Source organism: Bacillus sp. DHT2 (assembly GCF_026241455.1).
In the GTDB taxonomy this organism is placed as follows: Bacteria; Bacillota; Bacilli; order Bacillales; family Bacillaceae_G; genus Bacillus_A; species Bacillus_A pseudomycoides.
Window position 1 is genome coordinate 711007 of record NZ_JAPHWH010000002.1, and the last position, 14386, is coordinate 725392.

Genomic DNA, 14386 nt, shown 5'->3' on the forward strand with positions numbered 1-14386 from the left:
GTATCCACAAACGAAAAAAGAGATGCCTCTAATGTAAAGAGGCATCATCTTTTTATATGTTCTGTTCTAACCTTTATACTTGTGGTTCAGATACTTCAGTTTCTACTTTTTTCTTGCCTTTTCCTTTTTTCAATCGGCGATTTTCAAGCATTAGCCAGATTTGAGAAGCAACGAAAACAGAAGAATACGTACCTACAACTAATCCAACCATTAATGCAAGTGAGAAGTTTCGCAGTGATTCACTACCGAAGATCAGCAGTGCAATAACTGGGAACAATACAGTTAAAACTGTATTAATGGAACGACCAATTGTTTGACGAATACTTGAGTTTACGATTTCTTCTAAATCTTTCAAATCACGAATTCGTTTTTTCTGTTTGTATAACTCACGGTTTCGGTCAAAGGTAACAATCGAGTCATTGATAGAATAACCAATAATTGTTAATACCGCAGCGATAAACGTTAAATCTACTTCCAATCGGAATACGCTAAACACAACAATCATAACGAACGCATCATGTAACAATGCTAATACGGCAGATAACGCATATGTGAAACGGAAACGAATACTCACATATAAAATGATAACCGCTGAAGCAATCAGAACCGCGATAAATGCATTTCGTGCAATCTCTTTCCCGATTGTTGGAGAAACTGTACTTACATTTGGATCTGTACCATATTTATCGTGGAAGAATGTTTTTGCTTTCGCAATTTCATCTTTTGATAAAACGCCTAATGTACGAACAGCAAATCCTTTATTGTCATCCCCTGTTGGTACAATGTCCTCTTTTTTTACATCAATTTTCAACTCATGTAAATCTTTTTGAACTTGATCTACACTAATCGCTTGTTTTGACTGCAAGTCCATACGTGTACCACTCGCAAAGTCAATTCCAAGGTTCATTTTGAAAATTGGTAGTATAATTGCTCCAGCAATAACAACTACAATTGAGAATAAAAAGAACTTGTGACCGATATTCACAAAGTTAATACGATCAAATCTCGTTGGTGCATGTTCTACACCTTTCGATAACGGAATAATTTCCTTCTGTTTCACACCAAAGTAAGATAATTTCTTATCAAAGTAACGGCTTTTTACAAGTAATCCAAGTAGGAAACGAGTACCGAATACGTTTGTAAGGAAACCAACTAAAATACTTACGATTAAACTTGTTGCGAACCCTCTTACAGAACTTGTACCATAAGCGAATAACACACCAGCTGCTGCAATTGTCGTAACGTTCGCATCTAAAATTGTTGCTAACGAACGGTGATTACCAGCGCGATATGCTGACATCATTGACTTACCAATTCGCAATTCTTCCTTCAGTCGCTCATACGTAATAATATTCGCGTCGACCGCGATACCAACCCCGAGCACTAACGCCGCAATCCCCGGTAACGTAAGGACTGCATGCATCCAGTTAAAGACAAGCAATGTTACGAAAATATATAACCCTAACATAATAACCGCTACAAGTCCTGGCAAACGGTAGAATACAAGCATAAATAAGAAGATAATAGCAATTCCGATTGCACTAGCGAAAATCGTTTGCTCTAATGCTTGTTGACCAAATTTTGCCCCAACAGATGTTGAATACATTTCTTTTAAATCAACAGGAAGTGCACCAGCATTTAATAAAGATGAAAGCTGTTTTGCGCTTTCAACTGTGAAGTTTCCACCTGTGATAGATACTTCCGCTTGATTAAATACTTGATTTACTGTTGCTGCTGATAAGAATTTAGGATTTGGTTTTGCTGCTTCAGCTTTATAAGAATCTTTACCTTCTTCAAAATCAAGCCAGATTACCATTAAATTGTCAGGCTTCATACTTAATATTTTTTCTGTAACAGAACGAAACTTATCAGCACTTTTTAATGTAAGTCCAACGCTTGGTCGGCCTTGATCATCAAACGTTTGCTTCGCTCCCCCGCCTTTTAAATCTGTTCCGTCCATGAGAAGATTATCATTCACATCTCGGAATGTTAATTTCGCTTGAGTAGATAAGATTTCACGTGCTTTTTGCTGATCTTTTACACCAGCAAGCTGTACACGAATGCGATCTTTCCCTTCGATTTGAATGTTCGGTTCACTAACACCGAGAACATTCACACGATTTTCAAGAGCACCTACTGTACTTACAAGTGCATCATGATCGATTTTATCTCCCTTTTTCGCCGGCTTTACTTCATACAAGATTTCAAAGCCACCACGAAGGTCTAGTCCAAGACTAATTCCTTTTGTTATGTTTTTTCCTGTCGCGCCAATAATTCCACCGATTAATAAAACGATGAGAAAAAACGCGACGATTCTAGTACCGCGCTTTGCCATATGTACCTTCTTTCTGCTACTAAAACCATAAACAAATCATATCATTCATTTACGCTAGACAATTTCCTGTAACAACCATTTCTGTTTATTCACAGGCATTCCTTTACACTTCTGCATTTGTCTAGTTAGTAGGCTTCCTTTCTGTGAATTTTCAACTTTCATACTAGCCATATAGGCAAAACCTCAGTTCTACATTTTAGACGCTGGGCTGCAACCTATATCTTACTACAAATTTTTATGACTTCTGCTTCCTACCTCCTTTACTTAAAATCTCTGACATATACATTCCTCTTTATCAATACCTATCATTATACTGCAAAAGGAAGAACAAACCAATTACAGTCGGTTATTTATTTTCATATTCTTCAAATGACCAAAGTGGCGCTTGATACGCTTCTACTGTTAAATATGTCATATACTCATTTGCTGTTAATGTTAGCACATCATTCACAAGCTCATACAATCTAATTTCACTTTTTATTTTTTTCCACTTTTTACTTTTTAAACATTTCCAAATATCATTAACAGTCACTCGATCATAGCCAAACATTTGGAATTCTTCTAATTTGCTCTCTAAAACGACTTGTAACTGTCCGCGGTAAGCTTCTACCAAATCTTCTTTTTCAATCATACCATCACATCTCCTTCTGATTTCAGCACGAAAAGTCGCTTTTCATCCCGCTCTAATGGACAGCAATAACTGTCTTTAAGGGTTTTATCGCTCTGCTCTTTCCCATGAAAGTCTTACTTTATAAGCGCATCCTCTTAAATGCTTGTCATTCTTGTCTCATACGTGCATATAAATTATTGTAAATCATTCCATTGATTTTGAGAAGGTAGGAGAAGATCATGACGAGACAAAGCTTTTTACGAGGTGCATTTATTTTAATGCTAGCTGGTTTTATTACAAAAATTCTCGGGTTCATAAACCGAATTGTAATGGCGCGTATTTTAGGAGAAGAAGGTGTCGGTCTTTATATGATGGCTGTCCCCACCTTTATTTTAGCAATTACATTAACACAAATCGGGCTTCCTGTTGCTATTGCCAAATTCGTCGCAGAAGCAGAAGCAGTACATGACAAACAAAAAGTGAAGAGAATATTAACAGTCTCATTAGCTGTTACATCCGTTATTAGTATTATCTTAACAATCGCAATCATGCTTCTCACCCCGATTTTAGCTGAAACTTTATTAACAGATAGAAGAACATACTATCCACTCATGGCCATTTTACCCGTCGTTCCTGTTATTGCTGTTTCATCTGTTTTGCGCGGCTACTTCCAAGGAAAGCAAAATATGAAACCAAGCGCTTATGCACAAGTGCTAGAACAAGTTGTCCGCATTACAATTATCGCAGTATGTATTCGTCTATTTTTACCTTATGGTGTTGAATATGCAGCTGCAGGAGCAATGTTATCAGCTGTACTTGGTGAAGTAGCATCGTTATTATTTTTACTCACCCTATTCCAGCGTGAAAAACACCTCTCGATACGATCTGGCTTTATGAGCACCGTTAAGCAAAGTAAACATACATTTCATTCCCTTATGGAAATTGCACTTCCAACTACAGGGAGCCGCTTAATTGGGTCGGTTTCTTACTTTTTCGAACCAATTGTCGTCATGCAAAGTCTAGCTATTGCGGGTGTCGCTGCTTCAGTTGCTACGCAGCAATACGGCATATTAAATGGCTATGCTTTCCCGCTCCTATCATTACCAGCTTTTATTACATACGCTCTTTCTACAGCACTTGTACCATCTATTAGTGAAGCAATGGCAAAAAGGCAGCATCGATTAGTAGAACATCGTCTGCAACAAGCGCTGCGTATTTCTTTAATTACTGGAGGCTGGTCTGTCGTTATTCTTTACGTATTCGCTTCACCTATTTTAACTCTTATGTACGGTTCAGATAGCGCAACTGCATTTATTCAATTACTTGCACCTTGCTTTTTATTTCACTACTTTCAAAGCCCTCTCACATCTGTTTTGCAAGCTTTAAACTTAGCACGCGCCGCGATGATGAACACATTTATCGGAGCTATCGTAAAACTGCTCGTTATTTTCTTACTCGCTTCACGTTCAGAATTTCAAATGATGGGAGTAGCAATTGCAATTGCAGCTAACATTGTGACAGTCACATTCCTTCACTATGCAACAGTCTTAAAGAAAATTACATTTACAATTTACATGAGAGATTATATTTTCGGTGGGATTGCGATCAGCCTCGCAGGAGCTTTCGGATTCTATCTTCACAAATACATTATTTTTTCACATTCACTCGGCATACAAACATTATGGGAAATTACATTAACCACTATCCTTTACATTGTACTGCTTCTTATTTTCAAACTCATCCGTAAAGATGAATTGCAACGCCTTCCTTTACTCCGAAAGCTATCATTTTTAAAATAACCACATGTGTAAGAAGCTTGCTTTTTCAATAGCAAACTTCTTACTTATCTTTTAAATCTACAAAAAACTTTCCGTTTTGAAAGCTGCAATACGAAATTTCATTTACATCTCGGTGTCCTATGTTCTTTAATTTTTTCACAAGCCATTCTTCTGACTGTTCAATCATATGCAAATGTGATTGTTGAATCTCACCATCAATAATTAGCGGAAATGAAAAAACAAGCTTATCATCCTTATTTTTTTTACTCTTTTGCTTTTCAAATACAGATAATTTCCCTGAAGCTTCTAAAATTGCGTATTCAACATCTCGAATATCGCCAATCCCTTCTTCTCTTAACTGCATTAATAAATCGTCCATATTATAACGTTGCTTTCGCATTTGTTTCTCATCAATCTTCCCTCTCCGAACAAGAATAGCCGGTTCACCATCGATCAGATGACGTATCTTTCCACTTTTGAGCGAAGCATATGCCAATACAACCTGAATCACTACAATTACTACCATAGAGACAAGTTGATCCCACATAGGGCGATCAGCCTCAATAATCCCTAATACAGCAAGCTCTCCCAACATAATGAAAACGACTAAGTCTAATATACTTAACTCTCCAATTTCGCGCTTTCCCATAACTCGAAAAATGATTAACATAATAAAATACAGTACCACCGTTCGTAAAACAATTCCCCATAATCCCATCTTTAATCTCCTTTCTACACATTTCGTCTAAGGTGTAGTTTAACCAGCAAAAAAGAAACTAGTCTAACTTACAAGAAATGAAAATATGCTTGTATTAAAAAGGAGGAATGCATAATGGATGGAACAAAAAAATTATCCACAGCAATCGGTTTTGGTATTATCACTTTATTAATACTTGCCTCAGTTACAAGTATGATTGTTGCTCTATTATTAAAGTTTACAAATATTAGCGAAGGAACATTGACAGTAACCCTTTTTATATTCGCTATTCTTTCTATGCTCAGCTCTGGCTTTGTTGCCGGTAAAAAAGCGCAAGGAAAAGGCTGGCTAGTTGGACTTACAACGGGGATTACCTTTACCATTCTTGTTTTTCTCGTTAGCTACTTAGGATTCTCAAATTCTTTATCTAAGTCACAACTTCTCTATCAATTAGCTTTAATGGGTGCAAGTACACTTGGAGGCATATTTGGTGTTAACATGACAAAACGTACAAATTAAAAGAAGCCCTGCATTTGCAGGGCTTCTACTTATTAGTTCTTCACAACTTCACGAATCGCATTGCGGTCGAATGTTAAGTGTGAACCACCAGATTTAACAACAATCTTAGTCTCATCTACTGACTCAATTGTACCGTGTAAGCCACCGATTGTTACGATAGCATCACCTTTTTTCAATTCACTTTGCATTTGAGCTACTGCCTTTTGACGCTTTTGTTGCGGGCGAATTAATAAAAAATAGAAAATCGCAAACATCGCAACAATCATGATGATATTCATCATACCTGGATTCATCTTTTGTTCCTCCTTTAATTATATGTATTAGAAGTTTTTAGCATTCGGTTTATTAAAGCCATATTGTTCAAAGAACTCTTCGCGGAAATCGCCAAGACGATCTTCACGAATGGCTTGTCTCACCTGCTCCATTAAGTTTAACAGAAAATGAAGATTGTGATAAGACGTTAAACGAATTCCGAAAGTTTCATCACATTTCATTAAGTGGCGAATATACGCACGAGAGTAATTTTTACATGTGTAGCAATCACAATTTGGATCAAGCGGACCGAAGTCTCTTGCAAACTTCGCATTTTTCACAACTAAACGACCCTGACTTGTCATACATGTACCATTTCGAGCAATACGAGTTGGAAGTACACAGTCAAACATATCGATACCACGAATTGCACCGTCAATTAATGAATCTGGAGAACCTACTCCCATTAAGTAACGAGGCTTATTATCTGGAAGAAGCGGTGTTGTAAATTCAAGCACGCGGTTCATAATATCCTTTGGCTCTCCAACTGATAAACCACCTACTGCGTATCCTGGGAAGTCCATTGAAACAAGGTCTTTCGCACTTTGACGACGAAGTTCTTCAAACTCTCCGCCCTGTACAATACCAAATAAACCTTGATCCTGCGGACGCTCATGAGCCTTTAGACAACGCTCTGCCCAGCGGCTTGTACGTTCTACAGATTTTTTCATATATTCAAACGTAGCAGGGAACGGCGGGCACTCATCAAATGCCATCATAATATCTGAACCTAATGCATTTTGAATTTCCATTGCTTTTTCTGGCGATAAAAATAACTTGTCTCCATTTAAATGATTACGGAAATGAACGCCCTCTTCTTCAATACGGCGGAAGTCACTTAAACTAAACACTTGGAAACCACCAGAATCTGTTAAGATAGCACGATCCCAGTTCATAAATTTATGTAATCCGCCTGCCTCACGAACAATTTCGTGACCCGGACGAAGCCATAAATGATACGTATTACTTAAAATAATACCAGAGTCCATCGCCTTTAACTCTTCTGGTGACATTGTTTTTACTGTCGCAAGTGTACCAACTGGCATAAATGTCGGTGTATCAAATGAGCCATGTGGTGTATGAACACGGCCTAAACGTGCGCCCGTTTGTTTACATGTTTTAATAAATTCATAACGAATTGCTGTCATAGATTTACTCCTTTTTATTTATCTCTCACTTTAGCATGAGATGCAACGAACATCGCATCACCGAAGCTAAAGAAACGGTATTTTTCTTTTACTGCTTCATTATAAGCATGAAGTACACTTTCTCTATTTGCAAATGCACTTACAAGCATAATTAATGTTGATTTTGGCAAATGGAAGTTTGTAATTAAACCATCAATTGCTTTAAATTCATATCCTGGATACATAAAGATATCCGTCCATCCAGATGCCGCACAAAGCTTACCATCGTTATCTGTAGCAATTGTTTCCAGTGTACGAGTTGACGTTGTCCCAACTGTAATAATGCGACCACCGTTCTCTTTTACACGATTTAACAAATCTGCCGTTTCTTCTGACATATGATAATACTCCGCATGCATATGATGTTCTTCAATTGTATCAGCAGAAACTGGCCTAAACGTACCAAGACCAACATGAAGCGTAATAAATGCTAAATGAACACCTTTTTTCTTTAACTTCTCTAATAACTCTTCTGTAAAATGAAGTCCAGCTGTCGGCGCTGCTGCAGAACCAATTTCCTTCGCATATACCGTTTGATAACGGTCGCGATCTTCCAGCGTTTCTTTAATATATGGAGGTAGCGGCATTTCTCCAAGTTCATCCAAAATTTCATAAAAGATACCATCATACGAAAACTCAAGCTGACGACCACCTTGATCAGCTGTTCCAATACAAGTTGCTTTTAGCTTTCCTTCCCCAAAAGAAATGACAGTTCCTTCTTTTACACGTTTAGCCGGTTTCACAAGTGTTTCCCACTTATCTCCATCTTCTTGTTTTAAAAGAAGCACTTCAATATGTGCACCTGTATCTTCTTTCACACCATGCAAACGAGCAGGCATAACTTTCGTTTCATTTAAAACTAAACAATCTCCCTCATGTAAATAAGAAAGAATGTCCGTAAAATGCTTATGCTCGATATCACCTGTTTCACGGTCTAACACCATTAATCTTGATGTTTCACGCTCTTCAAGAGGCGTCTGTGCAATAAGTTCTTCCGGTAAATGAAAATCAAACAGATTAATATCCATAACTATATCCACCTATTTCTATTTAAATCGATTTATTATATACATAATAAAAGATAATACAACACTTAACACAATACATGTAATGATCGGAAAATAAAAGGTAACGTTTCCTTTTTTCACAAAAATATCGCCTGGAAGCCTTCCGATGAACTTCCAAGCTAAGCCGATAACAATGAGAAGAATACCCGCCGTGATAAGCAGCTTCGGTATATCGGTCATACCTTAGGCATCTCCATTCCGAAATGTTCATACGCAAGTGGCGTTACAATTCGGCCCCTTGGTGTCCGTTGTAAAAATCCGATTTGAAGTAGGTATGGTTCATATACATCTTCAATTGTAGTGGATTCTTCTCCAATTGTTGCTGAAACTGTTTCTAACCCAACTGGACCACCGCGGAACTTTTCAATAATTCCAAGCAGTAACTTATGATCAATATGATCAAGACCTAGTTTATCGACTTGTAAGAGCTCTAATGCCATTTGGGTAATTTCCATCGCAATTGTTCCATCACTTCGAACTTGCGCGAAGTCACGTACACGTCTTAGTAAACGGTTTGCAATACGCGGTGTACCACGTGCACGCCTTGCAATCTCTAAAGCAGCTAATGAATCTATTTCAACTTCAAACACCTCTGCTGTACGCTCCACAATTGCTGATAGTTGATCTACTGTATAGTACTCTAATCGTGATAACACGCCAAAGCGGTCACGAAGCGGTGCTGATAATGCACCAGCGCGTGTGGTTGCACCAACTAGCGTAAATGGAGGTAAATCAAGACGTACAGATCGTGCGCTCGGACCTTTACCGATGACAATATCAAGACAGAAATCTTCCATCGCTGGGTATAACACCTCTTCAATTGATCGGTGCAAACGATGAATTTCATCAATAAATAATACATCGCCAGGCTGAAGTGCAGTTAACACTGCCGCTAAATCTCCTGGACGCTCAATTGCTGGACCTGACGTTGTTCGAATATTAACACCCATCTCATTAGCAATAATATTCGCAAGCGTTGTTTTACCAAGCCCTGGCGGTCCGTATAATAGTACGTGATCCAATGTCTCCTCACGCATCTTCGCCGCCTCAATAAACACTTCTAAATTATGTTTTGCCTTATCTTGGCCAATATACTGACGGAGCGTCTGTGGCCGTAACGAATATTCTAAATCCGCATCTTCATATGCCGATTCTCCTGAAAGGAGGCGTTCGTCCATTCTACTCACCTCTTACCATTTAGTAAAAGACTAAGTGCCTTTTTAATATATTGATCCGTCGTAAGTGATTCTTTTAACAACTCTGGTATAACGCGATTTACTTCTCGTTCCGCATAGCCAAGTGCACGCAGTGCTTCAAGCGCTTCGTCAAGCTCAGCCGATGAACCTTTCTTCTCGTCGAAACGTTCTACATCCGAGAATAAATCAACAAATGCATCCGGCACAACATCAGCTAATTTTCCTTTTAAATCCAAAATCATTTGGCGTGCTGTTTTCTTTCCGACTCCCGGGAATTTCACTAAGAATTTTTCATCCTCATGTTCAATTGCTTGCACGACCTGTCCGGTTTGACCAGAAGCTAAAATGGCAAGCGCACCTTTTGGCCCGATTCCTGACACACCTAACAATTTTGTAAATAATAATCGCTCTTCACGTGTCTTAAATCCGTAAAGCGCCATAATATCTTCTCTCACATAATGATATGTATATACACGAATTTCTTGCTTACTTCTTTGGAATACATACGGATTTGGCGTGAAAATTTGATAGCCAATTCCATTATGATCAAGAACGACATATTCCGGCCCTACATATTCCACATAGCCTGTAACATATTCAAACAAAATACGATCTCTCCCTCTTAAATCATGTATTCCATTTTAACATATTTAATGATGGAAAAGCGAGACTGCCCCAACAAATGTTCTCTATTTAGATTTTCCATTTTTTTAATATTGACAGAATGATATAAAGCAAATTAATATTACAAAGTCGATAATGATTATCAATATTAATTAAAGGGGTTACATACAAGATGAAACGCAATTTATCTATTCTACTTACTCTCATTCTTGTTGTTCTTGCCATCGTTGGTTGCTCTTCTAAAAAAGAAGAATCACAGGCGAAAGAACAACCGAAAACAAAAGTTGTAAAACATGCAAAAGGAGAAGTTGAAATTCCGACAAATCCAAAAAGAATTGTTGATTTATCTGGATCATCTGAAGAACTATTACTTCTTGGTCATAAACCAGTTGGTACTGCCAACACGTATAAAGATAAAATCCAAAATCATTTACAAAAAGAACTAGAAGGTGTAAAAGCAGTTGGTTGGTACTGGGCACCTAAAGTCGATTTAGAAGCAGTTACTGCTTTAAAACCAGACTTAATCATTTTAAACAATCGTCAATTAAAAATTTATGATCAATTAACAAAAGTTGCACCAACAGTTGTCTTAGAAACCAACTTAGAAGACTGGCGCGGTAAATTTAAAGAAGTAGGCAAGCTATTTGACGAAGAGAAAAAAGCTGATAAATGGATTGCAGACTACGATAAGAAAGCGGCGTCCTTATCTAAAAAGATTAAAGAGAAAACAAAAGATGAGAACTTTATGTTCCTTGCTGTAACACCGCAAAACTTCCGTGTATATGGTAGCTTTGGTTATGGTGATATTCTCTTTAACGATTTAAAGCTTCCTGCAACGAAAGGTACAGATTTAAAACAAACGATGGCACAAGTGTCATTAGAAGGCCTTGTTGCATTCCAGCCTGATCAAATGTTTATCGTAAACTTTGGCGGCGAAGCAGATAAAGTTTATGATGATTACAAAAACAGCGCCGTTTGGAAAGATAACAAAGCGGTAAAAAATAACCACGTTTACGAAGTAAGTAATGAAGTCTTTAACACACAAGCATTCAACCCAATCGGAAAAAATATGCTAATTGATGAAATTGCAAAACAAATTTTAGATAAAAACAAATAAGAAAAATAGCAGCTCATCCCGGGCTGCTATTTTTCTTATTTTGTACGGCATACTGCCTCATCTTCTCAATGGTCTTCACAAAACGTTCTTTTGACTTGATGCGAATACCGCGTTTTAACTCTGCTCGTTCATAACTTTCTAGCTTCTTCATATCAATTTGAAAAAAGGAATGAATCGCATTATCTTCTTGTGGCACACCATTAAAAATTTGCAGTATCCCCTCATTAGAAACACCAAAATATCCACTCGTTTTAAGTAGTGGTGAAATATCATCTACCTTTTTTTGCAATACAATTTGTGTATCATCTCGATCAACAAGTTGCCATTCTTTGTACTGCTGAAGAAACTGTTCTAAGTTTGCTACTTTTTCAGTGAAAATTTCCTCACTTACTTCTCCATCCACATACATACGCTCTAATAAAATCGTAACTTGAGGTTCTTTTTGTGTGACCTTTGGTGCAGGAACCGCAGCTATCACACTCGATTCATGATATAAACAAAACATAGCGATTACAACTTGAACTGCAACCATCATGAACTTCATTTCCGCTCACCTCTTCTAGGCAATATAGAACTTCCATTTGTAGTTTTGCCGGAAATGGGTGTTTTATCCATGATAACAAGAATAGTTATTTTTATTGAAACTAAAAAATGCAGGTAAGGTGTAACCCTGCCTGCATGAATCGTTTTCTATTATATAATAAGAAAGACGCCTGAACATAGCAGGCGTCTTGATGCGTTTACGGCGAGAGACCAGGCGGCCACATCCGCGTGTTTAGCACTTAAGCATATCTCTCGTCTTACGTAAATTAGCTCATCGCTTTGCTAATATAACATTAATAGCATCGGAAAGCAACATAATAAATAAAAATATTTATTACCTTTTTACACCAGTACTTATTCCTACAGTCTATTTAGTAATATATAAATTGATTAACGCAATATATATGTTACACTTGATATAAGTGAAATGAAAAATTTGGTGAACAGGGGTGAGTATATTGAAAAAAATAAAAGATGAACGTTTAATCCTTCAAAATCTAAAAAATGTTCGAATCGCTTTTCTATTTCAAACAATTGGTATACTAGGGATTTTGGGGTATATTGGCTTCTATGAAGGTATAGATCAAATTACAAAATCTCCGCTATGGTTATTATTTTTGTTAACAAGTATACTTCTAGCCTATTTACAAATGGGGATTTCCATTGATGCTGAAGAAACTGAAAAAGGAATGAAAACAACTCCTTACTACAAACTTGTTTTACGTGCTGCTATTATAGGTATTATTTTTGTTATTATTTATATGATTTTCAGTCCCGAAAGACTGTTGTGGGAATCGATTCTTATGGGAAGTATCTTCTTCCTATGCTTTTTAGCTTCTTTTTCTGTTAGTTACTTTATCAAGAAAAAACGTGTGCAGGATATTGATGAATGATTTTTGGCACCGCCTTTTTAATACTTAAGAAATCAAAAAGGGAAAGGCCGAAACCTTTCCCTTTTTTGTTATCTCACTGTACCAGTTACACCAGTACGAATATCTCGGACCAATTCTTCTATATCACGGTTTAAATCATTTGTAACTGTTCCATTGCGCAGACGTGTATTCATTGTATCAACACGATTAAACATATCGTTTTTCACAGTTACATACACATTACGGTTTTTCACATCGTTGGTAACAGCTTGACGAATTTCATTTGCCATCGCTGCTTCATTTGTTACTGCATTACGTGGTTTTACCGCAATTACTACATCATTTCCACGTACAACAGTAGAAACACGATCTACGTTATTCATACGCTTAACACGATTTGTAATTTTTTCTGCAGTTTTACCATCGTTGTTCACGTATGAATTGTTCATTGTAATGTTACGGGTTGGATAAGGATTTGCAATTTGACCGTGGTAATTTACATCACGGTAATAATTATATCCAACATCATTACGACGATCGTATACATTATCTGTAACTCTATTCCCATTTCGATATGTGACATAATCGGTATAAGGATTTGTACGTGTTACATTATTTCCATATGGCTGGTTATCATAATAAGATGTACGTTCATAATTATAATTCGCATTACGTTCATCCATTGCATTTTTATCATTTGGTGTACCACATGCAACTAATGCACTGGTAACTAACAAAGAAGCGGCAATCATTTTAATCTTTTTACTCAATATAAAAACCCCCCTTGTTAGGCTTAAACTTCTCTCTCGAAAAGCTCCTTCTTATAGTGGGTAACAAAGGGGGTTTTTACACTTGTTAATATTTCACTAGGAATTTTCTAACACGCTTTCTTCTCATCGCTAACATAACCCAAATTATTCCTCATCTTCTGCAAAGGACTCCCCAAAAATTTTTGGCGGGTCTTGTTGATAATTCATCACACCTGGCTGCGGTGCATATGCAACTTGGGCCGTTGAATGGTATGGAGAATTAGGATAATATGGGCCACCTGGTTGCGGACTATATAGATTTCTTTCCTCACCACATCCACAATCTTCCTCTTTTTGTATCATCGGTGGCATATTATTATCAGTTTGTGGTTGATATGGCATTGAAGTATGTTGCATCGGCATTTGCTGCGGCATCATTGGTACACCTTGTGTATATGGCATTTGATAATACGGATTTTGCTGTTGTTGATATGGCATTTGATAATATGGATACTGTTGTGGCATCATCTGTGGTTGATATGGCATAGGTATTGGCGGTGGTTGATTATTATCCATCATTGGCATGATATTCGGCATTTGATTACTATCCATCATCGGCATGATATTCGGCATTTGGTTACTATCCATCATTGGCATGATATTCGGCATTTGGTTACTATCCATCATTGGCATGATATTCGGCATTTGATTATTATCCATCATCGGCATGATATTCGGCATTTGATTATTATCCATCATCGGCATGATATTCGGCATTTG

The 14386-nt window shown here is 37.3% G+C and carries 16 protein-coding genes; 4 read left to right on the forward strand and 12 right to left on the reverse strand.

Annotation, left to right across the window (positions count from 1 at the left end):
- Nucleotides 1-73 precede the first annotated feature (73 nt).
- The gene (gene secDF / locus ORL93_RS08825) at nt 74-2335 is read right to left on the reverse strand and encodes a protein translocase subunit SecDF (RefSeq protein ID WP_003200458.1); all 2262 of its coding nucleotides are present in this window, start codon (nt 2333-2335) and stop codon (nt 74-76) included.
- A 346-nt stretch (nt 2336-2681) separates the two neighbouring features.
- On the reverse strand, nt 2682-2966 hold the full coding sequence (locus ORL93_RS08830) for a post-transcriptional regulator (protein WP_003200455.1): 285 nt from the start codon (nt 2964-2966) through the stop codon (nt 2682-2684).
- Nucleotides 2967-3184: 218 nt separating this feature from the next.
- Here ORL93_RS08830 and spoVB point away from each other — a divergent pair, with 218 nt between their 5' ends.
- Nucleotides 3185-4744 (forward strand): stage V sporulation protein B, encoded by a 1560-nt coding sequence (spoVB, locus tag ORL93_RS08835; RefSeq protein ID WP_265958883.1) that lies wholly within the window; start codon nt 3185-3187, stop codon nt 4742-4744.
- 40 nt (nt 4745-4784) lie between these two features.
- Here the strand turns inward: spoVB and ORL93_RS08840 are convergent, their stop codons facing one another.
- Nucleotides 4785-5441, reverse strand: a complete 657-nt coding sequence (locus ORL93_RS08840) for a DUF421 domain-containing protein (RefSeq protein WP_098490209.1) — start codon at nt 5439-5441, stop codon at nt 4785-4787.
- Between the two features lie 114 nt (nt 5442-5555).
- On the opposite strand from ORL93_RS08840, the gene ORL93_RS08845 reads away from it, so the two are divergent.
- Nucleotides 5556-5939, forward strand: a complete 384-nt coding sequence (locus ORL93_RS08845) for a TIGR04086 family membrane protein (protein ID WP_265958884.1) — start codon at nt 5556-5558, stop codon at nt 5937-5939.
- 32 nt (nt 5940-5971) lie between these two features.
- Here ORL93_RS08845 and yajC read toward each other — a convergent pair whose 3' ends face one another.
- Genes yajC through ruvA form a run of 6 tightly spaced genes read right to left on the reverse strand, consistent with a single transcriptional unit; the run spans nt 5972 to nt 10306 of the window.
- The gene (gene yajC, locus ORL93_RS08850; protein ID WP_001068063.1) at nt 5972-6232 is read right to left on the reverse strand and encodes a preprotein translocase subunit YajC; all 261 of its coding nucleotides are present in this window, start codon (nt 6230-6232) and stop codon (nt 5972-5974) included.
- Between the two features lie 27 nt (nt 6233-6259).
- Nucleotides 6260-7399: a tRNA guanosine(34) transglycosylase Tgt gene (tgt, locus tag ORL93_RS08855; RefSeq protein ID WP_000125373.1), complete on the reverse strand. Its 1140-nt coding sequence runs from the start codon at nt 7397-7399 to the stop codon at nt 6260-6262.
- 14 nt (nt 7400-7413) lie between these two features.
- On the reverse strand, nt 7414-8466 hold the full coding sequence (queA, locus tag ORL93_RS08860; protein WP_265958886.1) for a tRNA preQ1(34) S-adenosylmethionine ribosyltransferase-isomerase QueA: 1053 nt from the start codon (nt 8464-8466) through the stop codon (nt 7414-7416).
- 18 nt (nt 8467-8484) lie between these two features.
- On the reverse strand, nt 8485-8685 hold the full coding sequence (locus ORL93_RS08865) for a DUF2905 domain-containing protein (protein WP_000129822.1): 201 nt from the start codon (nt 8683-8685) through the stop codon (nt 8485-8487).
- Entirely contained in the window at nt 8682-9683 is a 1002-nt protein-coding gene (gene ruvB, locus ORL93_RS08870) for a Holliday junction branch migration DNA helicase RuvB (protein WP_000344447.1), read from the reverse strand. Before ruvB ends, ORL93_RS08865 begins: the two co-directional genes overlap by 4 nt.
- A gap of 5 nt (nt 9684-9688) precedes the next feature.
- Nucleotides 9689-10306: a Holliday junction DNA helicase RuvA gene (ruvA, locus tag ORL93_RS08875; protein WP_000464518.1), complete on the reverse strand. Its 618-nt coding sequence runs from the start codon at nt 10304-10306 to the stop codon at nt 9689-9691.
- A 191-nt stretch (nt 10307-10497) separates the two neighbouring features.
- Between ruvA and ORL93_RS08880 the strand changes: the two genes are divergently transcribed.
- The gene (locus ORL93_RS08880; RefSeq protein WP_265958887.1) at nt 10498-11442 is read left to right on the forward strand and encodes an iron-hydroxamate ABC transporter substrate-binding protein; all 945 of its coding nucleotides are present in this window, start codon (nt 10498-10500) and stop codon (nt 11440-11442) included.
- Nucleotides 11443-11455: 13 nt separating this feature from the next.
- Here the strand turns inward: ORL93_RS08880 and ORL93_RS08885 are convergent, their stop codons facing one another.
- The gene (locus ORL93_RS08885) at nt 11456-11986 is read right to left on the reverse strand and encodes a BofC C-terminal domain-containing protein (RefSeq protein ID WP_265958888.1); all 531 of its coding nucleotides are present in this window, start codon (nt 11984-11986) and stop codon (nt 11456-11458) included.
- Between the two features lie 457 nt (nt 11987-12443).
- On the opposite strand from ORL93_RS08885, the gene ORL93_RS08890 reads away from it, so the two are divergent.
- Nucleotides 12444-12878: a branched-chain amino acid ABC transporter substrate-binding protein gene (locus ORL93_RS08890; protein WP_265958889.1), complete on the forward strand. Its 435-nt coding sequence runs from the start codon at nt 12444-12446 to the stop codon at nt 12876-12878.
- A gap of 68 nt (nt 12879-12946) precedes the next feature.
- Here ORL93_RS08890 and ORL93_RS08895 read toward each other — a convergent pair whose 3' ends face one another.
- Complete coding sequence (locus ORL93_RS08895; protein WP_373926187.1) at nt 12947-13609, reverse strand: YhcN/YlaJ family sporulation lipoprotein; 663 nt, start codon at nt 13607-13609, stop codon at nt 12947-12949.
- Between the two features lie 162 nt (nt 13610-13771).
- On the reverse strand, nt 13772-14386 hold a 615-nt coding region (locus ORL93_RS08900), incomplete at its 5' end, for a spore coat protein (protein WP_265958893.1).

What these genes read in the sequence shown, in the direction of transcription:
- secDF (WP_003200458.1), bottom strand. Translation starts at nt 2,335, where the DNA reads ATGGCAAAGCGCGGTACTAGAATCGTCGCGTTTTTTCTCATCGTTTTA.
- ORL93_RS08830 (WP_003200455.1), bottom strand. Translation starts at nt 2,966, where the DNA reads ATGATTGAAAAAGAAGATTTGGTAGAAGCTTACCGCGGACAGTTACAA.
- spoVB (WP_265958883.1), top strand. Translation starts at nt 3,185, where the DNA reads ATGACGAGACAAAGCTTTTTACGAGGTGCATTTATTTTAATGCTAGCT.
- ORL93_RS08840 (WP_098490209.1), bottom strand. Translation starts at nt 5,441, where the DNA reads ATGGGATTATGGGGAATTGTTTTACGAACGGTGGTACTGTATTTTATT.
- ORL93_RS08845 (WP_265958884.1), top strand. Translation starts at nt 5,556, where the DNA reads ATGGATGGAACAAAAAAATTATCCACAGCAATCGGTTTTGGTATTATC.
- yajC (WP_001068063.1), bottom strand. Translation starts at nt 6,232, where the DNA reads ATGAATCCAGGTATGATGAATATCATCATGATTGTTGCGATGTTTGCG.
- tgt (WP_000125373.1), bottom strand. Translation starts at nt 7,399, where the DNA reads ATGACAGCAATTCGTTATGAATTTATTAAAACATGTAAACAAACGGGC.
- queA (WP_265958886.1), bottom strand. Translation starts at nt 8,466, where the DNA reads ATGGATATTAATCTGTTTGATTTTCATTTACCGGAAGAACTTATTGCA.
- ORL93_RS08865 (WP_000129822.1), bottom strand. Translation starts at nt 8,685, where the DNA reads ATGACCGATATACCGAAGCTGCTTATCACGGCGGGTATTCTTCTCATT.
- ruvB (WP_000344447.1), bottom strand. Translation starts at nt 9,683, where the DNA reads ATGGACGAACGCCTCCTTTCAGGAGAATCGGCATATGAAGATGCGGAT.
- ORL93_RS08880 (WP_265958887.1), top strand. Translation starts at nt 10,498, where the DNA reads ATGAAACGCAATTTATCTATTCTACTTACTCTCATTCTTGTTGTTCTT.
- ORL93_RS08885 (WP_265958888.1), bottom strand. Translation starts at nt 11,986, where the DNA reads ATGAAGTTCATGATGGTTGCAGTTCAAGTTGTAATCGCTATGTTTTGT.
- ORL93_RS08895 (WP_373926187.1), bottom strand. Translation starts at nt 13,609, where the DNA reads ATGATTGCCGCTTCTTTGTTAGTTACCAGTGCATTAGTTGCATGTGGT.